This is a genomic window from Acinetobacter sp. Ac_5812, assembly GCF_013072695.1.
Taxonomy (GTDB): domain Bacteria; phylum Pseudomonadota; class Gammaproteobacteria; order Pseudomonadales; family Moraxellaceae; genus Acinetobacter.
On the sequence record NZ_LXUK01000005.1, the window covers coordinates 63,882 to 87,556 of the forward strand.

Annotated in this window: 23 protein-coding genes; 13 read left to right on the forward strand and 10 right to left on the reverse strand. The window is 40.8% G+C overall.

Annotated elements, in window-relative coordinates:
• The first annotated feature begins 3 nt into the window (after positions 1-3).
• The 6 genes from A7P55_RS03735 to A7P55_RS03760 all read left to right on the forward strand — a co-directional run bounded on the left by A7P55_RS03735 (position 4) and on the right by A7P55_RS03760 (position 5,363).
• A complete protein-coding gene (locus tag A7P55_RS03735; protein ID WP_171551138.1) occupies positions 4-762 on the forward strand; it encodes a glycosyltransferase family 25 protein in 759 nt (252 codons plus the stop codon).
• Positions 763-835: 73 nt separating this feature from the next.
• Positions 836-1,750, forward strand: a complete 915-nt coding sequence (locus A7P55_RS03740; RefSeq protein WP_171551139.1) for a capsular polysaccharide synthesis protein — start codon at positions 836-838, stop codon at positions 1,748-1,750.
• Positions 1,751-1,827: 77 nt separating this feature from the next.
• The gene (locus A7P55_RS03745) at positions 1,828-2,607 is read left to right on the forward strand and encodes a glycosyltransferase family 25 protein (protein ID WP_171551140.1); all 780 of its coding nucleotides are present in this window, start codon (positions 1,828-1,830) and stop codon (positions 2,605-2,607) included.
• A 9-nt stretch (positions 2,608-2,616) separates the two neighbouring features.
• Positions 2,617-3,384 carry a glycosyltransferase family 25 protein gene (locus tag A7P55_RS03750; RefSeq protein WP_171551141.1) on the forward strand — a complete coding sequence of 256 codons (768 nt, stop codon included), beginning with the start codon at positions 2,617-2,619 and terminating at the stop codon, positions 3,382-3,384.
• A gap of 27 nt (positions 3,385-3,411) precedes the next feature.
• On the forward strand, positions 3,412-4,191 hold the full coding sequence (locus A7P55_RS03755; protein ID WP_171551142.1) for a glycosyltransferase: 780 nt from the start codon (positions 3,412-3,414) through the stop codon (positions 4,189-4,191).
• 20 nt (positions 4,192-4,211) lie between these two features.
• Positions 4,212-5,363, forward strand: a complete 1,152-nt coding sequence (locus tag A7P55_RS03760; protein ID WP_016540675.1) for a glycosyltransferase family 4 protein — start codon at positions 4,212-4,214, stop codon at positions 5,361-5,363.
• A gap of 22 nt (positions 5,364-5,385) precedes the next feature.
• On the opposite strand, the gene A7P55_RS03765 is transcribed toward A7P55_RS03760, so the two are convergent.
• The 4 genes from A7P55_RS03765 to A7P55_RS03780 all read right to left on the reverse strand — a co-directional run bounded on the left by A7P55_RS03765 (position 5,386) and on the right by A7P55_RS03780 (position 9,296).
• Positions 5,386-6,249 carry a lysophospholipid acyltransferase family protein gene (locus A7P55_RS03765; protein ID WP_171551143.1) on the reverse strand — a complete coding sequence of 288 codons (864 nt, stop codon included), beginning with the start codon at positions 6,247-6,249 and terminating at the stop codon, positions 5,386-5,388.
• 4 nt (positions 6,250-6,253) lie between these two features.
• Positions 6,254-6,475 (reverse strand): hypothetical protein, encoded by a 222-nt coding sequence (locus A7P55_RS03770; RefSeq protein ID WP_004802750.1) that lies wholly within the window; start codon positions 6,473-6,475, stop codon positions 6,254-6,256.
• Between the two features lie 124 nt (positions 6,476-6,599).
• On the reverse strand, positions 6,600-8,381 hold the full coding sequence (gene aspS / locus A7P55_RS03775; RefSeq protein WP_171551144.1) for an aspartate--tRNA ligase: 1,782 nt from the start codon (positions 8,379-8,381) through the stop codon (positions 6,600-6,602).
• A 144-nt stretch (positions 8,382-8,525) separates the two neighbouring features.
• Positions 8,526-9,296, reverse strand: a complete 771-nt coding sequence (locus tag A7P55_RS03780; RefSeq protein WP_171551145.1) for a DUF4184 family protein — start codon at positions 9,294-9,296, stop codon at positions 8,526-8,528.
• Positions 9,297-9,433: 137 nt separating this feature from the next.
• Between A7P55_RS03780 and znuD the strand changes: the two genes are divergently transcribed.
• Entirely contained in the window at positions 9,434-11,512 is a 2,079-nt protein-coding gene (gene znuD / locus A7P55_RS03785) for a zinc piracy TonB-dependent receptor ZnuD (protein WP_171551146.1), read from the forward strand.
• A gap of 138 nt (positions 11,513-11,650) precedes the next feature.
• Here znuD and A7P55_RS03790 read toward each other — a convergent pair whose 3' ends face one another.
• A complete protein-coding gene (locus A7P55_RS03790; RefSeq protein WP_171551147.1) occupies positions 11,651-11,971 on the reverse strand; it encodes a helix-turn-helix domain-containing protein in 321 nt (106 codons plus the stop codon).
• A 108-nt stretch (positions 11,972-12,079) separates the two neighbouring features.
• Here A7P55_RS03790 and A7P55_RS03795 point away from each other — a divergent pair, with 108 nt between their 5' ends.
• The 3 genes from A7P55_RS03795 (at position 12,080) to A7P55_RS03805 (ending at position 15,014) form a co-directional block, all read left to right on the forward strand.
• Complete coding sequence (locus tag A7P55_RS03795) at positions 12,080-12,496, forward strand: carboxymuconolactone decarboxylase family protein (protein ID WP_171551337.1); 417 nt, start codon at positions 12,080-12,082, stop codon at positions 12,494-12,496.
• 220 nt (positions 12,497-12,716) lie between these two features.
• Positions 12,717-14,180 (forward strand): phospholipase D family protein, encoded by a 1,464-nt coding sequence (locus tag A7P55_RS03800; RefSeq protein WP_171551148.1) that lies wholly within the window; start codon positions 12,717-12,719, stop codon positions 14,178-14,180.
• Between the two features lie 24 nt (positions 14,181-14,204).
• Entirely contained in the window at positions 14,205-15,014 is an 810-nt protein-coding gene (locus A7P55_RS03805; RefSeq protein WP_171551149.1) for a hypothetical protein, read from the forward strand.
• An 84-nt stretch (positions 15,015-15,098) separates the two neighbouring features.
• Here A7P55_RS03805 and A7P55_RS03810 read toward each other — a convergent pair whose 3' ends face one another.
• Positions 15,099-15,545 carry a hypothetical protein gene (locus A7P55_RS03810; RefSeq protein ID WP_171551150.1) on the reverse strand — a complete coding sequence of 149 codons (447 nt, stop codon included), beginning with the start codon at positions 15,543-15,545 and terminating at the stop codon, positions 15,099-15,101.
• 170 nt (positions 15,546-15,715) lie between these two features.
• Between A7P55_RS03810 and A7P55_RS03815 the strand changes: the two genes are divergently transcribed.
• Together A7P55_RS03815 and A7P55_RS03820 are read left to right on the forward strand one after the other, a co-directional pair.
• Positions 15,716-16,207 (forward strand): RcnB family protein, encoded by a 492-nt coding sequence (locus A7P55_RS03815; protein ID WP_171551151.1) that lies wholly within the window; start codon positions 15,716-15,718, stop codon positions 16,205-16,207.
• Positions 16,208-16,360: 153 nt separating this feature from the next.
• Entirely contained in the window at positions 16,361-16,732 is a 372-nt protein-coding gene (locus tag A7P55_RS03820) for an RcnB family protein (RefSeq protein WP_171551152.1), read from the forward strand.
• A gap of 44 nt (positions 16,733-16,776) precedes the next feature.
• Here A7P55_RS03820 and A7P55_RS03825 read toward each other — a convergent pair whose 3' ends face one another.
• From A7P55_RS03825 to A7P55_RS03840, 4 genes are all read right to left on the reverse strand, one after another.
• Positions 16,777-17,274 (reverse strand): phosphate-starvation-inducible PsiE family protein, encoded by a 498-nt coding sequence (locus A7P55_RS03825; protein ID WP_005296737.1) that lies wholly within the window; start codon positions 17,272-17,274, stop codon positions 16,777-16,779.
• A 122-nt stretch (positions 17,275-17,396) separates the two neighbouring features.
• On the reverse strand, positions 17,397-19,178 hold the full coding sequence (locus tag A7P55_RS03830; protein WP_171551153.1) for an acyl-CoA dehydrogenase C-terminal domain-containing protein: 1,782 nt from the start codon (positions 19,176-19,178) through the stop codon (positions 17,397-17,399).
• A 162-nt stretch (positions 19,179-19,340) separates the two neighbouring features.
• Positions 19,341-21,143 carry an acyl-CoA dehydrogenase C-terminal domain-containing protein gene (locus A7P55_RS03835; RefSeq protein WP_171551154.1) on the reverse strand — a complete coding sequence of 601 codons (1,803 nt, stop codon included), beginning with the start codon at positions 21,141-21,143 and terminating at the stop codon, positions 19,341-19,343.
• 311 nt (positions 21,144-21,454) lie between these two features.
• Positions 21,455-21,829: a heavy-metal resistance gene (locus A7P55_RS03840; RefSeq protein WP_065343946.1), complete on the reverse strand. Its 375-nt coding sequence runs from the start codon at positions 21,827-21,829 to the stop codon at positions 21,455-21,457.
• Positions 21,830-21,960: 131 nt separating this feature from the next.
• Here A7P55_RS03840 and baeS point away from each other — a divergent pair, with 131 nt between their 5' ends.
• Positions 21,961-23,634 (forward strand): sensor histidine kinase efflux regulator BaeS, encoded by a 1,674-nt coding sequence (gene baeS, locus A7P55_RS03845; protein ID WP_171551155.1) that lies wholly within the window; start codon positions 21,961-21,963, stop codon positions 23,632-23,634.
• The last annotated feature ends 41 nt before the right edge of the window (positions 23,635-23,675 follow it).

Here is a 23,675-nt window from a genome sequence, read left to right on the forward strand (position 1 = left end):
ATGATGAAAGTTGAAACTTATCTAATTAACCTTGATGGCAGTGATCAGCGTCTAGCCAGTGCGACCGCACAATTACAGCAACAGGGATGGCCATTTACCCGGTTTTCGGCCTATGATGGGCGTGGTAAGGCCTTATCTGAGTTCAAGCAATATGATGATGCCGAAGCTCAACGAATTTTAGGTCGTAGTCTGATTAATTCAGAGTTGGGATGTTATCTGAGCCATTATGGTTGTGCTGAAAAGTTTCTTAAAAGCGACGCTGATTATTTGGTGGTTCTAGAGGATGACATTCAGGTTCTACCTAACTTTAAGCAGAATCTTGAGTCGTTGCTGAATTATTTGGATCAACATAAAGAATTAGATTGGTATGTGGTCAATATGGCAGCGAAAAAGAAAAAGCTCGCCAAAGATATTGTGCAGATGGATCATTACAACCTTTGGCATGCTTATTATTTCCCCATCCGAGGGGTTGGGCTGCTTTGGTCGCGTAAAGGGGCGGAAGAGTTTGTAAAACTTGGCAAACAAATACATGTGCCTGTCGATATCTTTTTCCAAGGCTGGCTCAGCAAGAATGGAAAAGGCCTCGGTGTTTGGCAGCCTTTTGTTAAACCTGCTGGATTGGACAGTGATATTTTGGGTACAGTTGCAACACAAGGTATTCAACGTAAAGACTTGGAAAAACGCGATTCGTCTCATGGTTTAAAGAAGCAGAAACGAATGTGGCGTGACCGTTTTTATGCTTTTAAGCATCTCTTCTTTTAATGTAAATGGTCTATGCAAATCACTGGCGTGAAATGAAGTACGAAAGTGATTTGGTTTTAGCTGAGTTCCCTATATGAAAATATTTAAAAAAATATTCTATCTGTTAAAGTTTTATACGATGTACTCGAATAAACAGAGAAGGGTTAATGAAGCGATAGACAACGATGCAGATTTGATTGTACTTAATCCGATTGTGCAGAATACTGTAATTCCTAAAAAAATTTGGATGTATTGGGAAGGTTCACTTTCAGGCTTTGTCGAAAAATGTGTTGAGCAAGTTAAAAAGACCAATCCAGATTATGAGGTTCATTTTCTCACGCCAGATACAGTGAAAAACTTTTGTGATATTGATTTTGGTCGTTTTCCAAAGGCAACACCGCAGCAAAAGGCCGATTTGCTCCGTTTTGAACTGATTTATCAGTATGGAGGAGTTTGGTTGGATGCAAGCATCCTTGTTTATGAAAGCTTAGACTGGATTCAGAAACTGATTGCGAAGAATCATACCAACAGCTTTGCCTATTACCGTGCCAAGAATACAACACTCAAAGATTTTCCCGTCTTAGAGAATTGGTTACTAGCCAGCGCAGAGAAAAATATCTTTTTTAAAGAATGGTTTGATGAACTGGTGAAAGCGATTGAGAGCACACCTAAAGTCTATCTGCAGCAGCTTAAGGAAACCGAGCCAGACTATCAAGATTTGTTTCAACAGATTGGTCGTTTGGAATATCTGGTGGCTTATGTGGCCTGTCAGAAAGTGATGCGTCGTCATTTGCCGAGTATGTGCTTAATTAACTGTGATCAAAATGCGTTGTATTTTCAGGTAAAGCACCAATGGGTGAAAGAAAAAGTGCTGATTGATATGGCCATCAACTATCCACCTGTGGAAATGCCAAGATTGATTAAGCTTGCAGGGAAGGAAAGAAAAACACTGAGCCATTATTATGAAAAAGGCATGTACCTAGAAGGCTCGTTGTTGGACATTTCTTAACAATAGAGGATTAGAATATTGATGAAAGGGGAAGTAGAAGGCAGTAGAATATCTGCAATATTGAAGTTTCTAATGTTATGAAAAAATTTGTTATTAGTTTATCCACCGCACATGAGCGCAGAGTGCATATTGATAGTGAGTTCGCTAAGAAAGGCATCGATTTCGAATTTTTCGATGCTTTAACACCAGAACCCGCTACTTTATTTGCTCGAGAAATGAACTTAAATGTCGATGAATATTCTTTAACAAAGGGTGAAGTTGCATGCTTTATGAGCCATGTTTTTCTGTGGAAAAAAATGATCACAGAAAATATTTCACATATGGCTATTTTTGAAGATGATATTTATCTAGGTGAAAATGTTAGTAAGTTTCTTCAGGATGCATCATGGATAGAGCAGAACTGGCATTTGATCAAAATTGAAGAATTCACTCCAAGGGTTGCCTTGGGACAAAAGATTAAAGAGTTTACCTGTGACCCAGACAGGGCTATGTTTGATCTTAAAAGTAAGAATTTAGGTACAGCAGGTTATATTTTATCGTTGTATGGCGCTCAACAGTTATTGGGCTATATCCAGTCATTAGATAAGCTGATTGCATTAGATCATTTGATGTTTGAAAACGTGATAAAAGATAAAACGTTATCTGTATATCAAATGAAACCAGCATTGTGTATTCAAGATGTGACACTTTATTCAACCAAAGATAGTGTGAAGTTTGCAAGTCACTTATATAAAGAGCGTCAGGTTCGGATGAAATATAATAAGAAAAGTGGGGTTGATAAAATATTGCTTGAGCTTTTTAGAGTATTTCAGCAAATCAAAAATATTATTTTCCTAAAATCTGTTGGATTTAAATAAGGAAATGAAGTGGTGAAAAATTTTGTAGTGAGCTTGAAAACTGCAGTTGATCGTCGAACACATATCGAAAATCAATTTATGCAGCAAGGGATCGCTTTTAGTTTTTTTGATGCCATAGAGCCTCAACAGGTTGAAGAACTCGCAGCACGCTTATCAGTTCGTATTCATAATTGTCATTTAAGCCAAGGTGAGTTGGGGTGTTTATTTAGTCATGTTTTGCTTTGGAAAAAAGCAATTGATGAAAACATCGACTATATTGCGATCTTTGAAGATGATATTTATTTAGGGGAACAGGCCAAAGCTTTTCTTAGTGATCATGAGTGGATAAAAGCTCAATGGGATATTATCAAGATAGAGAAGAATTCAGCATTTAACTATTTATCATTAACGGATAAGACCTCTCTAGCAAATGGTCGAGTAATCTCAAGATTATTAAGTCCTAATTTTGGTACAGCAGGATATATTCTTTCGAATAAAGCAGCTCAAAGCTTACTTTGCTATATACAGAGTTTATCTGTGGTTGATCATGTTGATCAAATTGTGTTTAAAAAGTATTTGAAATATGGTGAATATCCAGTTTATCAGGTCAATCCTACATTATGTATTCAAGAGTATCTTTTATACCCAGATGATAATAAATTCCAGTCTAGTTTATCTTGGAGAGATTCTTATAAAAAGAAAGAACAGAGTCCTTTAAATAAAATTAAAAGAGAACTAACAAGAGTCTTTTTACAGTTATATCGACTGCCTTTTAAAGTGAAAATTATCTTTAAGTAATTTATAGATTAGGTTAATGAGGTACTAATGGAACTTCCAACGATTCATGCTCTATGGATTGGTAATACACTAGGTAAAATATCAAGTTCTTGCCTTCAATCATTTGTTATGCGAGGACATACGGTTTTCTTGCATACTTATGGTACAGTTTCGGATGTACCTAAAGGCGTACAGTGTGTAGATGCAAATCAAATTATTTCAGCAGAGAAGATTTTTAAGCATAATCAAACAGGAAGTTATGCACTTTTTTCTGATGTGTTTAGATATGAGTTATTAAAAAAAGTTTCTGGAATATATGTTGATTGTGATGTTTATTGTTTAAAGCCTATTGAGATTCCTGAGTCTCAATATTTATTGGGCTTTGAAAGTGATCATAAGATCAATGGTGCAGTATTAGCAATGCCTCAGGATAGTAACTTGTTAGCCGCTTTATTGGATGCTGCTTATAACCCATTTTTTGTACCTCCATGGTATAAAAAATCTCGTCAAAAACGCTTAAAACTCAAAAAAATGTTAGGTATAGGTCAGCATATCGCAGATATGCCATGGGGCGTTATAGGCCCTGATGCGATTACTCATTTTGTAAAGACACAAAACTTAGTTGAATTTATCCAGCCTATAGATGTGTTCTATCCCGTACATTATCAATGTATTGGTCAATTGACTGATTCAGGCTTAAGTATTGAAGATATTACGAGTACGAGAACGCTTGGTATACATTTGTATAATGAGATGCTGCGAAATTTAGATTTGGATAAAATTGCTCCAAACAGTATTTTGGCCAAAATGTTTAGAAATGAAATTTAAATGCAGAGTAAAAATTTAAGATGAGTGTCGAAAAGAAAAAAATCAAAATTGGCCTAATTATTGATGAGTTTTTTGGTGCAGTTGGTACTGCTTATGGCGGATATGGTTTTTTAGCTAGACGGCATATTGCAAAATATCTTCCGAATGAGGATTTTCAGGTAGATGTTTTGCTTGGACGAGGAAAGCGCAGGTTTTTTGCTGAGTCGTATCCAGTGGATGATGTGAATGTTTACCGTTTACCTCGCAGCAAGTGGTTTGCAAAACAATGGTTAAAAAAACAAGATTACGATCTCTATTTAAGCATTGAACTCACATATGGTTATGTTTTAAAACATGAACCAAATCCGAACAAGAAGTTAATTCTATGGGTTCAAGACCCAAGACCTCACTATGAGTGGGATGAAATTAATACCGTAAAGCTATTCCCAGAAACCTCATATTATAATCAAAAAATATATGACTTGGTTCATGAATGGTATAAACAAGACCGAGTTAAGTTTATATCTCAAGGATATTTTTTAAATCAAAAAGCGAAAGATTTATATCAATTGAATGATGATGTTGATATCCAGTATCTACCAAATCCAATTGATATCGATGAAAGTTTTCATTTTGATACGCACCAGAAAAAAAATATGATTATTTTTTTAGGTCGAATTGAGTCGGTAAAACGAGGTTGGTTATTTTGTGAAATTGCTAAAAAAATGCCCGAGTATGAGTTTTTTGTATTAGGTCAAACTTTTAGAGAAGATGAAAAAAACTCTGAAATCATGAAGGATTATTATGCAATTGAGAATTTGCATTTTGCTGGTCATGTTGATGGGGCAGAAAAAGAGCAATATTTGAAAGATGCTAAAATATTGGTGAATACTTCCATTCATGAGGCACTTCCGATCTCATTTCTAGAGGCCTTGTCTTTCGGTACATTGCTTGTAAGTAATCGTAATCCAGAAGCGTTGACTGAGAAGTTTGGTATTCATGTTGGGGATGTTCTTGGAGATGGTTTTGATAAAGTTGACCTTTTTGTCAATGCAATTAGAAGTCTAATGCTTGATGATGAAAAGTGTCAGAAATTAGGCCAACAAGCGATTCAATATATTAAAGATAGACATAGTGTTGAAGACTTTCAGGAAAATATGCGGACCACAGTACTACGTACCTTAAACAAGTGATTAGAGCGCGTCTGTGCATGGTTTAGGCGTAGTGGTTGGTTTTGCTACCTCTAAACCGTTTATAACCCCACATATATTCAGCAGGAAAGCGGTTAATCATCTGTTCAACGGCTTGATTGAGTGCAGTTGTGGCAACTTCGATATCTCGATCATACAATTGCGGATCATTCAGGTCATCACAATACACATCAAAACCTTCACCATCTTCACGACGGAAACAGCTTAATCCGACTAGGCGACATTGGGTTTTTTGTGCCATTTTACTGGCAAGTGTGCTGGTGAGACATGGAATTCCAAAAAAAGGAACCACAACACCACCCGATGGGTCTGGGACATGATCGGGCAAGATGACACTGAAGCCACCTTGCTTTAGATTTTTAAACAAGGCTTTTACACCAGATGCGTCAGTTGGGACTAAAGTGGCGTTAAGACGCTGACGGGCATGTAAGGCAAAAGCATTAAAGCCAGAATCTTTCATGGGTTTGTACATGATGGTTGGAATACCATATTGGTGTACCCATGCATTCATCATTTCCCATGTGCCCAAATGCGGGGTAATAATCAGTGCGCCTCTTGGATCACTGAGCGCATCTGTTAATACTTCCAAACGATGTACCGTATGAATCTGTTGGATGCTCCATTCAGGTGGCATCGCCCAGCATTTACCCGATTCAATATAACTGAGGCATTGTTTGGTGACGCTTTCTCTCGCGAGTTGTTCTTTTCGTTCTAGACTAAGTTGAGGATAGGCTAGCCCTAAGTTGACTCTGGTTTTCCACAGCATACTTTTATTCGGATTTTGATTGATAAAGTATGCCGCCACTTTTGCGATACTGCGCAAAAGTGCTAAAGGGAGAATACGAAGTAGGGTAGCGTAAAACGACATGATCTTAGTCTTGTTTATCTACGTTGCCCTTAAGCACCATATAGATTAATGCAACAAAAATCAGTAAAGCACCCGCCAAGCTACTTACACAGAAGTATAAAATGCGTTGATTGGTGTCCATATTGAAGAGTTCATTTGCCAAGATGTAACGCATGAAAAACCATTGAGCAAGTGAAAATACAATAAGTACAATTGCATGTCGACGTACATCAGGACGCATTGCCATAAGACGGATCTCTCAATAAAAAAGCAGCTTATTATGCCACTAGCGGACATGTTCGCAAAGTAAAACTCGAATATAAAAAAACCCTGCATAGAGCAGGGTTTTTGTTGAATCATAAACGCAATGTTTATTTTTCTTCAGCTTTTGCTTTTTCGCGTAAACGAATACCTAAGTCACGTAATTGATTTGCTTCAACTGGCGCTGGTGCTTGAGTCAGTGGACATTCAGCTGTCTTGGTTTTCGGGAATGCAATTACATCACGAATCGAAGAAGCACCTGTCATTAACATGATTAAGCGGTCAAGACCAAATGCCAAACCACCGTGCGGAGGCGCACCGTAACGTAATGCATTCAATAAGAAGCTGAATTTCTCTTCTGCTTCTTCTTCACCAATCCCTAAAGCTTCAAAAATTGCTTTTTGCATTTCTAAAGTATAGATACGAAGTGAACCACCACCGATTTCAGTACCGTTCAGGACCATATCGTAGGCAACAGAAAGGGCTTCACCAGGATTGCTCTTTACTTCTTCAACACTTGATTTTGGTAGTGTGAATGGGTGGTGAACAGAAGTCCACTTGCCATCATCAGTTTCTTCAAACATTGGGAAGTCAACCACCCAAAGTGGCGCCCACTCGCAAGTCGTCAGCTTCAAGTCATGACCGATTTTCACACGGAGTGCGCCCATCGCATCATTTACAACTTTAGCTTTATCCGCACCAAAGAACACGATGTCGCCATTTTCAGCGCCAACACGTTTTAAAAGATCAAGCACGATTGGCTCGATGAATTTAACGATTGGAGATTGAAGACCTTCGATGCCTTTTTCAAGTTCGTTGACTTTGATGTAAGCCAAGCCTTTTGCACCGTAGATGCCTACGAATTTGGTGTATTCGTCAATCGCACTACGTGGCAATGAACCCGCACCAGGAACGCGTAAAGCAACGATACGACCTTTAGGATCTTTTGCAGGGCCTGCGAAGACTTTGAACTCAACGTCTTGCATTAAGTCTGCAACGTCAACAAGCTTCAATGGAATACGCATATCTGGTTTGTCAGATGCATAGTCACGCATCGCGTCGGCATATGTCATACGTTCAAATTTATCGAATTTTACATTCAATAATTCATTGAACATTTTAACCGTTAAGCCTTCCATTAAATCCATGATGTCATCGTCACTCATGAACGATGTTTCAACGTCGATTTGGGTAAATTCAGGCTGACGATCCGCACGTAAATCTTCGTCACGGAAACATTTCGCTATTTGGTAATAACGGTCAATACCACCTACCATCAGCAACTGTTTAAACAATTGTGGTGATTGTGGAAGAGCGTAGAAGCTACCATTTGAAACACGGCTTGGCACTAAATAGTCACGTGCGCCTTCTGGTGTAGCACGTGTCAAAATTGGTGTTTCAACGTCTAAGAAACCATGATCTTCGAAATAGTTACGGATCAAGTTGGTCACTTTAGAGCGGAAACGTAAGCGCTCTAACATTTCAGGACGACGGATGTCCAAGAAACGGTATTTCAAACGAATTTCTTCTGAAATATTGGTGTTTTCGTCATTCAATGGGAATGGCGGAGTATCAGAAGCTGCAAGAACTTCAATCTCTTTACCTAAAACTTCAATTTGACCACTCACCATGTTGGCATTTTCAGTACCTTCATAGCGACGACGAACACGACCTGTAATTTTTAATACAAATTCTGAACGTGCTTTATCTGCTGTTGCGAATGCTTCAGGAGTATCTGGATCGATCACGACTTGTACAAGACCATCACGGTCACGTATATCAAGGAAAATCACACCGCCATGGTCACGGCGACGGTGAACCCATCCGCATAAAGTCACAGTTTGATCGATTTGGGCTTCTGTTAAAGAGCCACAGTAATGAGTGCGCATCATATTGAATTATATATCCAAACTATATTGGCTGTAGAAGGTGAATGCGTAAACAGCGCAGCACCAATGAAGGGGAGATTATGCCTTGTTGAACGTATAGTCTCAAGTCTTAATCTTTTCAAGCGAATTTTAAACAGACGCTTTTTGTTAAAATGATTTTAGACGGTTGGTCCGATCTAAAAACAAGAACACTAGACAAGCCATGGTAAAGACAGTTAATCCCGCTTGTGTAAACTCATTGATCGATTTACCAACAAAAAAATAGCGCTCACTGTTCCAAAGCTCAGCACTGATATGACGGCTATAGTCTAAAACTGAAAACAGTCCATATAAGATGGACAGGATGACGCTGAGTAGAGCAAATCCTTTGAGTTTAGCTGAGACAGGATGCTGATGTTTATGACGCTTATAATAATGCCAGCACATTTTCACTAGGAACGGCAAAGCAATAATGGATGACCCGATCTGTAAGATAAAATGTAATGGATAACGAAAACCCAGCAGTGAGATGTTCTGAGCCAGCAGTTCTTTGAAAGCAAAGCTTCGAAAATCGAGATGGGTCAGTCCATCCCAGATCAAATGCGTGCTGATCCCCAGTATCAGCGCAAGGCAGCTGAGAAAGCTGAAAGAAATAAAATCATCCAGTGAGTGAATATTTAAAGGATCTTTGATTTCAAGACAGCGATAGGTCACAGGACGATAGATGAAATACCACAATAAGCAAAAGAATAAGCCAATCGGTAGATTCGGAAATAAGATACCTGACCATTGGTGGGTCAAAGTGATATTTTCTTGGGTAAATAATCGATAAAGATCGGGTGTCATACAGCCAATCGCTAAGGCTGCGACAGGCAAATGACCCTGACTTAATTTAGATAAGGGTGGGGCAAGGACCGCATGTGAAAGTGTAAAAGGCATATCGTTGAAAAACGACCATTCATTGAATCATGGAGAAGCAGTGTAGCAAATGTTCTTTGTTGCACTGTTTTTTATTGCAAAATAAATGAAATGTTATAATATAACAAAAATAACGATCGACTGATTCGAGACACGATATGTCATTTCCACAGAATATTTTGACCTTATCTATTTTAGCTGTTGTATCTGTACCTACGTTTGCAGCAGAAAATGAGCAAGTGACAAGCTTAGAGACAATACGAATTAAAGCACATCCACTAGAGCAAACATCGAAAGATTTTGCTGTTGCCGATACTGTCGTAGATCAAAAACGCTTGCAACAGGGCGCTGTCACCATTGGAGAGGCATTGAGCAGTGAACCTGGGATCTATTCCAATCAATTTGGTGCGGGTTCAAGCCGGCCTGTGATTCGTGGGCAAGATGGGCCACGCGTAAAGATCTTGCAAAACTCTTCTGAAAACATAGATGTCTCGACGCTATCTCCGGATCATGCCGTCACTGTAGACCCTGCACTTGCGCAACAAGTTGAAGTGATTCGTGGACCATCGACTTTGTTATTTGGCGCTGGAACCGTGGGGGGTTTGGTGAATGTGACCGATAGCAAGATTCCGACCAAAATGCCTGAAAATGGCTATGAAGGTAATGTGGGTTTACGTTACAACACGGGTAGTGATGAAAAACTGGCAACTGCTGGGGTCACCGTTGCTCTCGGTGATCAAGTGGCATTGCGTGTTGAGGGCTTAAATCGTGAAGCCAATGACTATATCGCGCCGAACTATGTGCATGAGGGTGAACGTGAACGCCGTGTCGGCAATACTTTTGCCAAAGGCGAAACGGTAAATGTTGGCCTATCTTGGATTTATGAGCGTGGCTTTACCGGAATTTCATATAGCAATCGTCAAGATAAATATGGTTTGCCTGGACATAGCCATGAATATGAGAGCTGTAGTGCTCATCTCTCTGGGCGTCCTCATTTACACTGTGGTGACCATGATCACGAAGACGGAGATGATCACGATCATGGGCATGACGATCACGACCATGATCATGCACATGAGGCAGGGCCTTGGATTGATCTGAAATCTGAGCGTTATGATGTACGTACTGAACTGAATGATCCATTTACGGGCTTTAAAAAGTTACGTGCTCAGGCCAGCTATACTGATTATAAACATGATGAAATTGAAGAAGACACCATTGCGACTCGCTTTAAAAACAAAGGTTATGATGGTCGTTTAGAATTGGTACATAATCCAATTGGGCCATGGGAAGGGGTGATTGGAACCCAGTATGGTCAACAAAAATTAGAACTCACTGGTGAAGAAGCGTTCTTGGCACCAAACATCACCAAGAAGTGGAGCATTTTTGCTTTAGAGCATGCACAGTTCAATGATGTCCATGTTGAAGTGGCAGCACGTGTAGACCAACAAAAAATTGATATTGAAGATTCGAGCAAAAAAGATTTCGACGGTTCAGCCTTTTCTGTTTCAGGCGCTGCAAATTGGGAGTTTGCGCCAAATTACAAACTCTCTTTAGTGGCTTCACATCAAGAACGTTTACCTTTAGCGCAAGAGCTCTATGCCAATGGTGGACATTTTGCGACCAATACCTATGAACTAGGTAATGATCAATTGAAGAAAGAAAAATCCAATAATGTGGAACTTGGTTTCCATTATGACAATAACAAGTTTGATTACCATGTGCATGTCTATCACAACTGGTTTGATGACTACATCTATGCCCAGACTTTAGATCGCTATAAAGATTTCCGCTTGGTGCAATACACCCAAGATCAGGCACGTTTTTATGGTGCTGAAGCTGAGGCGGGTTATCAGATATCAGACATGTATAAAGTCGGTGTATTTGGTGACTATGTGCGTGGAAAAATCGACAATGAAAATGCACCGCGAGTACCAGCAGGCCGTCTAGGAACAAAAGTAAATGCGGACTTTGGTGATGGCTTTAGCGGTTCAGCTGAATACTATCATGTGTTCCAACAAGACAAGATTGCCGCTTATGAAACTGATACGCAAAGCTATAACATGCTGAATTTAGGTGTGGCATATACAGGTAAATATAGTAAGGCTACAGATTATCGTGTTTATCTGAATGCCAATAATTTGCTCGATGATCAGGTGTACCAACATGCATCATTCTTATCGACCATTCCACAAGTTGGACGTAATTTCACGGTTGGGGTGAATTTTAACTTCTAAGCGAAGTTAAAATCGAATTGTAAAAAAGTCATTCGCGGGCAGCATGAGATGCTGTTTCTGCGAATGGCTTTTTTATTGAGGAGGTAAATTGTACTGAATCTCTTTTTTAATGAGAGTAACCCGATCTCAAGCATTTTTTTAGGGGGTTCGCGATTTTAACCATATCCCCACTTCTTGTAATACATCGACCAATTTCTTTAGGTTTTGACCTTCAGCCGTGATGGAATATTCAACTTTGACAGGAACCTGTGCATATACTTCTCTTAAAACAAAGCCTTCTTCTTCTAAAAATCGTAGCTCTAAGGTCAGCATTCTTTGCGATATATTCGGAATTACTCGGCGTAGTTCATTGAAACGCATTGGTTTCTCTAACAAAAACGAAATTATAAGCATGCGCCAACGTCCACCTAATACTGTCATCGCTTCTTCAACTGAGCATCCTGAAATATTATCTTTCATGTTAAATATAGGTATAAAAAAGTTACCTATATAACAAAATAATACCTAATTTACAATTTATACCACATCCTGAATAATGATTTTTCCTTCGATATGAGTGATGTGATGATGGACTATAAAGACATTGCAAAAAAAACCATTCAGCATTTGTACGCCGCACATGCTTCGATCAGAACCTCAGGGATAGATCCCAGTTTGATTGCTTTAGCGGAGTTATATGTTTCCCAAATCAATGGCTGCGCCTATTGCTGCGCCTATCATGCACAAGAGTTGAGAGACATGGGTGTTGCAGCTGCGCTAATTGATAAAATTCCAGGTTATAAGCATTCAAATGCTTTTTCAGAGAAACAAAGTTTGGTCTTGGCGTGGGCAGAAGCAATGACCCATTTATCTGATCAGCTTGAGTCGATTAAAAGCCAGTTGCCTATGCATTTTAATGACAGGGAAATTGTTGAGTTAAGCAGTAGTATTGCCTTGATGGGGGGCTTAAATCGATTAAGAATCGCCTTGGGGGAGAAAGTTTAGCTGTTTTTAATATGCCACGCTGGAGTGATGTTGCACGATTAGCTGTTTTAATAGCTTTGTTAGAGCCTATCTGGATACACTTAATTGATTTTAATTCTGTAAACAATCACTAAATTAGCATTGAAAAATCAAAGTATAAGCTCTAGCCTAGATAAAGTTCCCCCTCTTTGATAAAGAGGGCTGGGGAGATTTTTATTCGACTAGGGCTTTTTTTGTTTATATGCGCATCTTCCAACGAATTCATCGGAAATTAAACTGGTCAGGTCGACGTTACATGGCAGTCATATTGTGTATTTTTGCGATTGGATACATTGCTTCGGCAATTTATCACAGCGTAAAACCACTCCCAAAAGGATTGGATTTTACCGGTCAGTTGCGTCATGCCAATGTGAAATTCTTGGCCGATCAGACCTATATCGATGCACAGGGCCAACAACAAGTTGACCAGCATATCTTCAAAGAAGTGTTTCTGTTGATTGATCAGGCACAAAGTACCATTGTGCTGGATATGTTCTTGTTTAATCAGGAAGTAGGGAAATCCACGGTTAAACAATTTCCTTTGATGCAGGAGCTCACTGATGCTTTAATCGTAAAGCGTCGTTTGCATCCAAACGTCGAAGTTGTGGTGATTACCGATCCGATTAATTCGGTCTATGGTGGGCTAACACCAAAGCATTATCTGCAGTTGCGTCAAGCGGGCGTAGATGTGATTGAGACAAATTTAAAGCCTTTACGTGCTTCAAATCCGCTTTGGTCTGGTTTTTGGTATATCTGCTGTCAAAACTTAGGTAATAATCCTGAGGGCGGTTGGTTAAGCAGTCCGTTTGGCAATGATAAAATTACCTTACGGAGTTATTTAGAGCTTTTTAATTTCAAAGCCAATCACCGTAAAACCTTGGTGGTTGATACTGTGGATGGCTGGAAAAGCTTGGTGACTTCTGCCAATCCACATGACGGTAGTTCGCATCATAGCAATGTGGCTCTGGTGGTGGATGGTCCAACAGCGATTGATGTGTTGCAAACTGAACAAGCAGTGGCCAATATGTCTGATGGTTCTAGCCCATTTGTGATTATGGGCGGACTTGCCGAAGATAAAACATTACCGCAAGTGCAAGTCCTGACCGAAAAAGCCATTTATGATGCCGTTGTGAAAATGATTGAAACCGCCAAGAGCAAAGAGCATCTAGATATGGCGATGTTCTATTTATCGGAACGCAATATCATTGATGCCCTCAAGCAGGCGCAGCAACGTGGTGTCAACATTCGTATTATGCTTGACCCGAATAAAGACGCATTTGGCTTGAAAAAGAATGGTATCCCTAATCGTCAAGTGGCTTCGGAACTCAACGCCGCTGGCATTCCAATCCGTTGGTGTGATACCCGTGGTGAGCAATGTCATAGCAAAATGCTACTGAAATACAATGCTCAGCAAGCGGAGATTATCCTTGGTTCTGCCAACTTAACCGCACGCAACTTAAAAAATTATAATCTCGAGACGGATATACGAGTGATTGGTGCAGCACAAGCGTCAGTGTTTAAGGATGCAGGGCAGTATTTTGATGCAGCATGGACAAATGCCAATGGCCGTCAAATCACGGTGGATTATGCAAAATATGCCGATGAGTCAAAAGTAAAATACTGGATCTATCGTTTTATGGAATGGTCGGGTTTATCGACATTTTAATTGAGCAAAATGGCGTTCTAGAAAATGGCTAAAATTAAACTGACTATTAGGCAGGATCAGCAGATTGATTTAGATGTGCATCAACTTAATCATTATGCCGATATTGTTAAGATCCAGAGTTGGGCAGAACTTCTGGAATGCTATCTTGCTCTAAAACAGGATGTTTATCCTAAAAAAGTGTTTCTGGTTTTAGATGATGCCGCACAAGCAAAATATACCTCGATGCATGCGGTCGAGGATGATCGCTTGTATGTGGATTTCAGTGACGATCTCAACGGGATTGAGGTGGGTGAACCAAGCTGGGAGCAAAGCTATCAAAATGTTTGTGTTCCAAAGCAATTACAGCATTATCTTCAACAGTTGAATGATCCTGTACAGCAGCAGCGCTTTGAAAGCCTAGCTGAAAAAATGCAGCATTATGATGAAAATGATTTAGAAGCGCTGCTTTATTTCAATCAACATTTATTGATTTCACTGGATAGTGTCATTGAAGTTAAAGTGGCCGATATTACAACCGAAGCGTTGAAACTGGCGATGCTGCCGAATGGCTATTTTTCCTGTGATTTTGATCCCTTCGAGAATTATGCGCTGATTCAGAAAATCCAGCACTATGGTTTTGAGTTTATCGGGCTCGGGGCGGCTTTGTTAGGGTGGATCAAAACAGTAGAGTTTAAAGCAGATAAGATTGATGACTTAGTTCAGGATCTGGCTTTGATTTATCCTTTGGGCTCCATCCATCAGCAACAACTGAAAGCGCTCATTTTAAAAAATGATTATCTGATTTTACCTTATTCTGAATCACCGCAAGAATATTTAGGTTACGACTTATCCTGATTTAGAAAGCCAGCTCAACAAGCTGAATTTGGACCTTTATTTGCTATTCAGCTTGTTGAAAGACATACATCATTAATAAAAAAATTAAGGGCTTGGCGGGATTAATTGATCTAAATCCTTATCAGCCATTTGCTCGAGTTCAGTTAAATCTGTTTTGATTTTCCACTGCGTTTCATCATCGACAGGATTTGGTAAGCGGGCTTCTAGCCAGTCACAGACTACATCAGGAGTGAATTCTGGATGATTACACTGGATTACCCAAGCCAAGAAATCTTTAGCTTCACCGTTCATATAGGGTGGTGGAGATACGGGGAAGAACTGGGTCGGTAAACGTTCATTGGTGGATAAATAATTGAGAACATGTCCAAGTTCTTGAACGGTTTGCCATGCTAATGGGTGTTCAACATCAATATTGAATTTAAACCACCATGCGTGTTGACCATCTGCACCATGCGCAACGATACGTGCTTCTTGTACACTTGGCACTTTACAGAAGAATTGATAGAGACGATCAAAATTCATTTCAGCCACAGATGTTGCCTTAAAACCAAAAAAATGATTCTAGCATATCTAGGTAGCGCTGTAGCTCGCTGCTGTTTATCTTGGGAATTCAACAGCTAATCTGAAAAAATATTATTACAACAGTTGTGCTTATTTTTTATTCTAAAATAGACAGATACTCTGCTTTTAGGGAGATCACGATGAAGCAATTTCAACCTTATATTTATGGCTTGGCGGCTATATTGAGCTATCTCCCAATAATGAGCTATGCGGACAATGCTTGGAGTGGCTATAGTGGGGTAGAGCGCCGTTCCTCTCATCAGACTACTCCTGCCTATCAGCAGCCTACACAAGATCCATTTGCGTTCTCAAATCAGCGTTATACGCCGACAGCGCCACCGAAAGGTTATTACTACCAACCCAATCAAAATAATTACTATCCTCATCCGAATCATCGACCGGGTGTTCGTGTCGAATATTATCCAGACACCCAATATGATCGCAGTTACCGCCGTGAGTCTTTTGTGGTAGGCAATGAATTACCTGGTGAATTCCGCAGTGATCGATATGTGCTTCGGGACTGGGGCAATTATTCATTGCGTGAACCGCCGCGTGGCCGACATTGGGTGGTCGTGGATGGACGTTATCTTTTGGTGACTGATGATAATTTTACCATTGAGATTATTCGCTGATGTTTGAGGGTTTTTTAAAATTTAGCAGCTAGCGGATTCTTCATAATTTCTCGCTATTCATTACAAAGCTTTGCAATGTCGCGGGTTTTATTCATGCTTTCTCCTTGAGTTTTTCTTAATCTGATTTCAGATCGAAAAATAGAGGATTAAATCATGAAGAAGACAGCAGTATTACTGGTATCAACACTTATGCTAGGTGTTTCTGCCTCAGCCATGGCAGATTCAAATCGTTGGAATCATGATCATAAGGATCGTTACGACAACCGCTATGATCGTTATGACCACCGTTATGATCATCGAGAACAACCACGCTGGTCGAATAGCGACCGTGGTAATCATTATGGTCAACGTATTAACTTCAAGCGTGGTGAGCGTTTACCTTCAGAATTCCGTAGTAACCGTTATGTAGTGTCTAACTATCGTACCCATCGTTTGTATCAGCCACCACGTGGTTATAACTGGATGCAGGTTCAAGGCAAATATGTGTTGGTGGACTCGAACTATCGTGTCTTCCGAGTTGCATAACAAATGCATAAATAAAAAAGCAGGCGATCCGCCTGCTTTTTTATTTATGCCAGTTCGTCATCTTGTGGTCGAGGGGTTTTGTTGGAAGGCAATTGTTGTTCCTGATCTTTACCTCGGATCACAGAAGGGTAGTTCCACGACGCAAAACGTACCACCAGAATCGCAAACGCTAAAATCAAGATCGAACCTGTGGTAATCACTAAATCCATCGATGCTTTATGATTGTGCTGAATATCGGCAATCAACAGACGAGTGAGTGCGGTAATTGCGACATAAATCAAAAAGCGCACTGGCATATGGTTGGTCTTGAAATAAATCCCGACCATGGCGCCTAATTCTAAATAGATAAACAGCAGCAAGATGTCATCAATGGTGGCGTACTGTTTTACCGTTAGAATTTCAATCACGGTATGCACGGCTGACCATGCAATCATACAGCCGATAATAAACAAGGCTAAGTAATGAAAGGCTTCAACTGCGTAGTGACCGAAGCGGTCAAGCAGACGAGGTAAGCCTTCAAGTTTTTCTTTAGAGTTCGACATAGAGATTTATATTCTCAACATGATCATTAGAATGTTATGCAAGTTTTATGCTGATTTTATTATAGCGATAAAAAAACTGCCTCAACCAAATGATTGAGGCAGTTTTTAACATCACGCCAAAATTAAGCTTGGTTGGTGAAGTAATCTTCGCTGAAGTTCATGATCAAGTCTGAACCTGCTTTGATTTTCGCTAAACGAGAATCTAATTCAGGCAAGATACGGTCTACAAAGTATTGCGCTAAAGCAACTTTGTTTTGGTAGAAATCACCAGACTTATCTTTTGCAGCAGCAGCGATTTTTGCAAACATATAGGCAAAGCTGAGTAAGCCCACTGCATGTAAGTAATCAACTGCAGCTGAGTTCGGGAAATCTACGTTTTCAGCCGCTTGCTCGATAATGAACTGCGTGATTGCTTCAATTTCAGTAGCAGCGTCTAAAGTTGCATCTTTAATGAAGTTCAAATCAGTGTCTAGATCATTGGCGAAGTCACGGATTTCAGTGATGTACTCAGCAATGAATGCGCCGCCACATTTAATGGTTTTACGACCAATTAAATCTTGAGACTGAACACCGTTCGTCCCTTCGTAAATTTGAGCAATACGAAGATCGCGGATACATTGTTCCATACCCCATTCACGGATATAACCGTGGCCACCAAACACCATTTGTGCATCCAAGGTTGCTTGGAAAGCCGTATCAGTGAGGTAAGCTTTTGCGATAGGTGTTAACAGTGCAACACGGTTGTTCGCTTGCTTCACCGCTTCTGCATCAGTCGAGAACTTGGTGATATCTAGTTGTTGACCTACGTAAACTGCAAATGCACGAGAAGCTTCGTTGTTGGCACGTGCGTTAAGTAACATACGACGTACATCACCATGTACTAAAATGCTGTCCGCTGGTTTATTTGGTGATTGAACACCTGCTGCACTACGACCTTGTAAACGGTCAGTCGCGTATTGTGCCGCATTTTGATACGCAAATTCAGAAGCACCGAGACCTTGGATACCCATCGACAAACGTTCGTAGTTCATCATCACGAACATTGCAGCAAGACCTTCGTTTTCTTTACCCACGAGGTAACCTTTGGCACCATCAAAGTTCATCACGCAAGTTGCAGAAGCTTTAATCCCCATCTTGTGTTCGATAGAACCTGGGCCAACTGGATTGCGCTCACCTAAAGAACCATCTTCATTTAACAGGAACTTTGGAACGATGAATAATGAGATACCACGTGAACCCGCAGGTGCATCAGGTGTCTTCGCAAGCACAAGATGAATGATGTTTTCAGCGAGGTCGTTATCACCACCGGTGATGAAGATTTTAGTCCCCGTAATGTTATACGTACCATCTTCATTAGGTTCAGCTTTAGTTTTGATAATGCCTAAATCTGTACCTGCATGGGGTTCAGTTAAGCACATGGTGCCTGACCATTCACCAGAGTAGATTTTAGGTAAATAAGTTTCTTTTTGCTCTTGTGATGCATAGCTGTTTAAGGCCATACCAGCACCCACAGAAAGAAGCGGGTAGAGCATGAATGAAGGGTTGGTCGCGAATAACATTTCATCAGACAGTACAGTCAGCATTTTTGGCATTGCCTGACCGCCCCATTCTTCATCAGCACCTAAGCCGATCCAACCGCCGTCAGCGTATTGACGGAATGCTTCTTTGAAACCTGCTGGGGTGAAAACTTCGCCATTTTCCCAACGTGCACCTTCTTCATCACCCGTACGGTTTAACGGATGTGTCACGTTTTGGGCAAACTTCGCCATTTCTTCTAAAATTGCTTCAGCGGTTGCAGCATCTACATGAGCCAGTTTCTCATTAGACTGCCAAAATTGTTCTGCTTTAAATACATCATTTAAGATGAATTTCATGTCTGCTAAAGGCGCATTGTAAATTGGCATAATCGTTCCCTTCTACGCACAGTTTCATGTGCAAAGTGATCAAATAAAACGAACAAATAAATTGAATCGTATAAATTTAGCATTGATTAAACAAAAAAAGGACGGTCAAAACTGACCAGTCCTTTTTCTGTGATGAACGTTGCATCTCATTCTAAACTATGTTTAGAAAGCGAAGTGTTCCGCATCAAGTTCAAACAATGGCGCAACGCCAGTTGAAAGTACGTCTACATGCGAGCGAACACGTGGCAAGATCTTCTTGAAGTAGAAGCGAGCAGTGGTCACTTTTGCATTGTAGAAGTCAACTTCAGTTGTACCTTCAGCTAATTTCTCTTGAGCAACAAGCGCCATACGTGCCCATAAGTAAGCAAGCGTGACATAGCCAGAGAAGTATAGGTAGTCAACCGCAGCTGCGCCCACTTCATCCGGGTTTTGCATTGCACGCATACCGATTTGCATGGTGATGTCACCCCATTCTTTGTTGGCAGCAGCCAATGGTGCAACGAACTCTTGCATTGCAGCATTGTCTTTGTTTGCTTCAACAAATTTATGGATGATCTTGGTGAAGTCTTTCAACATTGCACCTTGAGTTTGCAAGACTTTACGACCTAACAAGTCAAGTGCTTGAATCTCAGTAGTACCTTCGTATAAGCAAGCAATACGTGTATCACGTACGATTTGCTCCATACCGTGTTCAGAAATGAAACCGTGACCGCCAAACACCTGTACACCGTGCTTCGCAGATTCAGAACCCGTCTCAGTTAAGAATGCTTTTGCGATTGGCGTTAACAAAGACAAAATGTTGTCAGCAAACTTACGCTCTTCTTCAGTTTCGCCTTTTTCAACGATATCTGCATATTGAGCCAATAAGTAAACCAACGCACGACCGCCTTCAGCAAATGATTTTTGCGTTAAAAGCATGTTACGAACAGCTGGGTGAACGATAATTGGATCGGCATCTTTCTCTGGTGCTTTAGGACCAGAAAGAGAACGCATTGCCAAACGATCTTTCGCATACGCCAAAGCGCCTTGGAAAGATGATTCAGATGCAGATAAACCTTGAACCGCTGTACCGATACGTGCTGTGTTCATGAAAGTGAACATGCAGTTTAAGCCACGGTTTTCAGGTCCGATCAAGTAACCTTTTGCTTGGTCAAAGTTAATCACGCAAGTTGCGTTACCATGGATCCCCATTTTGTGTTCGATTGAACCACAACGAACCGCATTACGCTCGCCAACTGAACCATCAGCATTGACGTGGAATTTAGGTACGATGAATAAAGAGATCCCTTTCGTGCCTTTTGGCGCACCTGGTAAACGCGCAAGTACGATATGGATGATGTTGTCAGCCATGTCGTGTTCACCAGCAGAGATAAAGATTTTCTCGCCAGAGATTGCGTAACTACCGTCAGCATTTGGTTCTGCTTTAGAACGGATGATACCTAAGTCAGAACCTGCATGAGATTCAGTTAAGCACATCGTCCCTGTCCAAACACCTGAAACAAGGTTTGGCAAGTAAGTGTTCTTTTGCTCATCAGAACCGTGATGTTCTAAAGTACGAACAGCACCGTGAGAAAGACCAGGGTACATGCCCCATGACCAGTTTGCAGTACCCACCATTTCAGAGATAGAAATCCCTAAAGAGTTTGGTAATGCTTGACCGCCAAATTCTTCATCAGCAGAAAGAGATGGGAAGCCAAGTTCGATATATTTTTGATACGCTTCTTTAAAGCCTGTAGGTGTTGTTACAACACCGTCATTCCAAGTACAACCTTCACGGTCGCCGACTTGGTTTAAAGGAGAAAGTTCGTTTTCGCAGAAATCAGCCGCTGCTTCTAAATATTGATCAACCAATTCACGGCTTACAGTGTCTTGAAATGCAGGAAGTTTCGCGTAATGTGCTTCAGCATTTAATAATTCGTGCAATACGAACTGCATATCACGTAAGGGTGCTTTGTATTGTGGCATAGCGGGTTCCTCAATACTGGTTAAACCAGAGTTATAATCTTAGTCAATGATAAATGTGCCCAACAGCACCATTTTGTACTGCTAATCGTGCAACAAGTTATAGTTCGGTACAAGCTTTTGCAGGTCATTTCTTAGTGACTGTGAAGTCAAAGTTTATGGTTCAACCTGTTTAAGCGTTTAGATTGTAGGTGCTTTTTTGGCTTTTGAGTGAAACTGTAGCGGCAAAATCGTAAGCAGCTGTGTACTTAAAAATCAAGATGCTTTGGCCATAAAAAAAGGCGCTTTAAAAGCGCCGATGAGGAACAGGGAAATTAAGTGCTTGCGTTGGCTTGGCGTTTGAACTGTGATTTATCTGGGGTAAAACGAACTTCACAGGTGCCTTCAATTACACGCTTATTCCATTGAACATTCACGCGTTCTCCAATCCGCTTTCCTTGACAGGCTTGCTCAATCTGGGCACGTTGGGCTTGATGTTCTTGGCGCATTTGTTCGCGTTGCTCTAAGCGTTGTTCACGTTTGGCTTGCCATTCAGCACGTTGTTCTGGTGTAAGAGGTGCACGTTGCATATTATGGCGGTGATGGTCACGATCCATTGACTGTTCCGCTGGTGTGGTTGACTGACAGGCCGCCAGACCTAAAACAGAACCGAGTAGGGTGGTCATCAATACGATTTTTGTCTTGTTCATTGTTTTATCCAGCATGATCTGTTGTGATTCGATGGTTAAAGATTAGATAATAAAGATGAAGAAACAATGGAGAGTTTTTTTCGACCATGTTGGTTACAATCCACAAATAGAACACTATTGAGAATCTGCTTTTGAATGTTCGCCGCGTGCCCTTAGCCCTACGCCTGTTTTTAACGGTATTACTGACGACCTTGTTGATCGCAACGATTAGCTTGGGGATTTTGCATTGGACCATGCAAAAGAACTTTGCGCGTTATGTGGCCGATGTGGAAATGCAGAAGCTAGACCGATTGATTGCCAATTTAGGCAACGTCTATACGGTTTATCATGACTGGGGAAATGCAATTCAGGCGCAGATTCTGCAAATTGAAGGTACGGCAGCACCAGATGACTATGACCGCCTGTCTCAGTGGTGGTTGCGTCGTCAGTACGATATTGCCCTACAACAACGTTATTTTAATGACCATACCTTACTTAGCCTATCTCCAACGCTGGCACAAAATAATGTCGAGATCAAAAATCGGCAGATATTTAATGATGAAGAATTAAAGATCCTCAAACAAAATTTACCTTCGGAATATCAACCTTTTGAAGGCTTGCGCTTTCCTTTAAGTCCACGTCAATTCCGTTTAAAGACGGATAGCAAAGAAGATAAACAAGAAAGCAAACTGAATGCGGCACCTGCTGAGCAGGGCAAAAAGCGCTTTGTCTCGATTCCTGACCGTTTAGGTTTAAGCTCTCGACTGTCTTTATACGATGAGAATCAGCAGTTTATTGTGGGCGAACCTGCAACGGACCAAATTTCGTTCCGTCCGATTGTGGTGGGCGAGAAGGTGGTCGGTTACCTCGGATTAAAGCCCGTACTGGATCAGGATGATGCTTCTAGTATCAATTTCTTTAGTAATCAAAAACGATATTTGCTATTGGTCTATGCCTTAACGGTACTTTCAAGTTTGGTTGCGGCACTGTTGATGGCGACTTATTTCAAGAAACCAATTCAACGTTTATTAAAAGCAACCTTGGAACTGACCCGTGGCAATTATCAACATCAAGTGATGATTAAGCGTAATGATGAGCTGGGTGACTTATCCAATCAACTCAATCATTTGGCTGATATTTTACATCAGCATGAAGAATCTCGCCGTCAATGGGTATCCGATACCTCACATGAACTGAAAACACCTTTGGCAGTATTGCAGGCGCAGATTGAAGCGATGCAGGACGGGATTCGTAAGGCGACGCCTGAACACCTGAATGCCATGATGCGTCAGGTCAGTACGTTGAAGAAGTTAACCCAAGATCTCGCAGACCTAGCACAAGCCGATGCACAACAGTTGAAATGCTATTTTGCTGAAGTCAATCCGTGGGATGTGGTACTACAAGAAGTTGAAAACTTTAGATCGACGTTTGAACAAAACCAGCTTGAAGTAACATTATCCGGCGAAGGGGCAACCTTATCTTTAGATCGGGATCGCTTTAAACAGATTATCGTCAATCTGTTAGGGAACTGTGTTCGTTACACCGAACAAGGTGGAAAAATACAGATTCACACTCAACAAGATGAGCAACAATGGATAATGTATGTAGATGATAGTCCATTGGGCGTAAATGATGAGCAACTGGCACGTTTAGGCGAGCGCTTCTATCGTGTCGATGATTCGCGTACACGCAGTACGGGTGGTACAGGTCTAGGTTTGGCCTTGTCGTGTAAGTTGGCACAAGCTTTAGGTGGTTCACTGACTTTCGATCATTCACCATTAGGTGGATTACGTTGTGTCCTGACTTTCCCAAAATCAATTCAATAACTTTTAGATCCTCTCGTGTTGAGGATGATGGATAGGATGAA

Excerpts from the sequence above, each read along its gene's own strand:
- A7P55_RS03735 (WP_171551138.1), top strand. The coding sequence starts at position 4 with ATGAAAGTTGAAACTTATCTAATTAACCTTGATGGCAGTGATCAGCGT.
- A7P55_RS03740 (WP_171551139.1), top strand. The coding sequence starts at position 836 with ATGAAAATATTTAAAAAAATATTCTATCTGTTAAAGTTTTATACGATG.
- A7P55_RS03745 (WP_171551140.1), top strand. The coding sequence starts at position 1,828 with ATGAAAAAATTTGTTATTAGTTTATCCACCGCACATGAGCGCAGAGTG.
- A7P55_RS03755 (WP_171551142.1), top strand. The coding sequence starts at position 3,412 with ATGGAACTTCCAACGATTCATGCTCTATGGATTGGTAATACACTAGGT.
- A7P55_RS03760 (WP_016540675.1), top strand. The coding sequence starts at position 4,212 with ATGAGTGTCGAAAAGAAAAAAATCAAAATTGGCCTAATTATTGATGAG.
- A7P55_RS03765 (WP_171551143.1), bottom strand. The coding sequence starts at position 6,249 with ATGTCGTTTTACGCTACCCTACTTCGTATTCTCCCTTTAGCACTTTTG.
- A7P55_RS03770 (WP_004802750.1), bottom strand. The coding sequence starts at position 6,475 with ATGGCAATGCGTCCTGATGTACGTCGACATGCAATTGTACTTATTGTA.
- aspS (WP_171551144.1), bottom strand. The coding sequence starts at position 8,381 with ATGATGCGCACTCATTACTGTGGCTCTTTAACAGAAGCCCAAATCGAT.
- A7P55_RS03780 (WP_171551145.1), bottom strand. The coding sequence starts at position 9,296 with ATGCCTTTTACACTTTCACATGCGGTCCTTGCCCCACCCTTATCTAAA.
- znuD (WP_171551146.1), top strand. The coding sequence starts at position 9,434 with ATGTCATTTCCACAGAATATTTTGACCTTATCTATTTTAGCTGTTGTA.
- A7P55_RS03790 (WP_171551147.1), bottom strand. The coding sequence starts at position 11,971 with ATGAAAGATAATATTTCAGGATGCTCAGTTGAAGAAGCGATGACAGTA.
- A7P55_RS03795 (WP_171551337.1), top strand. The coding sequence starts at position 12,080 with ATGGACTATAAAGACATTGCAAAAAAAACCATTCAGCATTTGTACGCC.
- A7P55_RS03800 (WP_171551148.1), top strand. The coding sequence starts at position 12,717 with ATGCGCATCTTCCAACGAATTCATCGGAAATTAAACTGGTCAGGTCGA.
- A7P55_RS03805 (WP_171551149.1), top strand. The coding sequence starts at position 14,205 with ATGGCTAAAATTAAACTGACTATTAGGCAGGATCAGCAGATTGATTTA.
- A7P55_RS03815 (WP_171551151.1), top strand. The coding sequence starts at position 15,716 with ATGAAGCAATTTCAACCTTATATTTATGGCTTGGCGGCTATATTGAGC.
- A7P55_RS03820 (WP_171551152.1), top strand. The coding sequence starts at position 16,361 with ATGAAGAAGACAGCAGTATTACTGGTATCAACACTTATGCTAGGTGTT.
- A7P55_RS03825 (WP_005296737.1), bottom strand. The coding sequence starts at position 17,274 with ATGTCGAACTCTAAAGAAAAACTTGAAGGCTTACCTCGTCTGCTTGAC.
- A7P55_RS03830 (WP_171551153.1), bottom strand. The coding sequence starts at position 19,178 with ATGCCAATTTACAATGCGCCTTTAGCAGACATGAAATTCATCTTAAAT.
- A7P55_RS03835 (WP_171551154.1), bottom strand. The coding sequence starts at position 21,143 with ATGCCACAATACAAAGCACCCTTACGTGATATGCAGTTCGTATTGCAC.
- A7P55_RS03840 (WP_065343946.1), bottom strand. The coding sequence starts at position 21,829 with ATGAACAAGACAAAAATCGTATTGATGACCACCCTACTCGGTTCTGTT.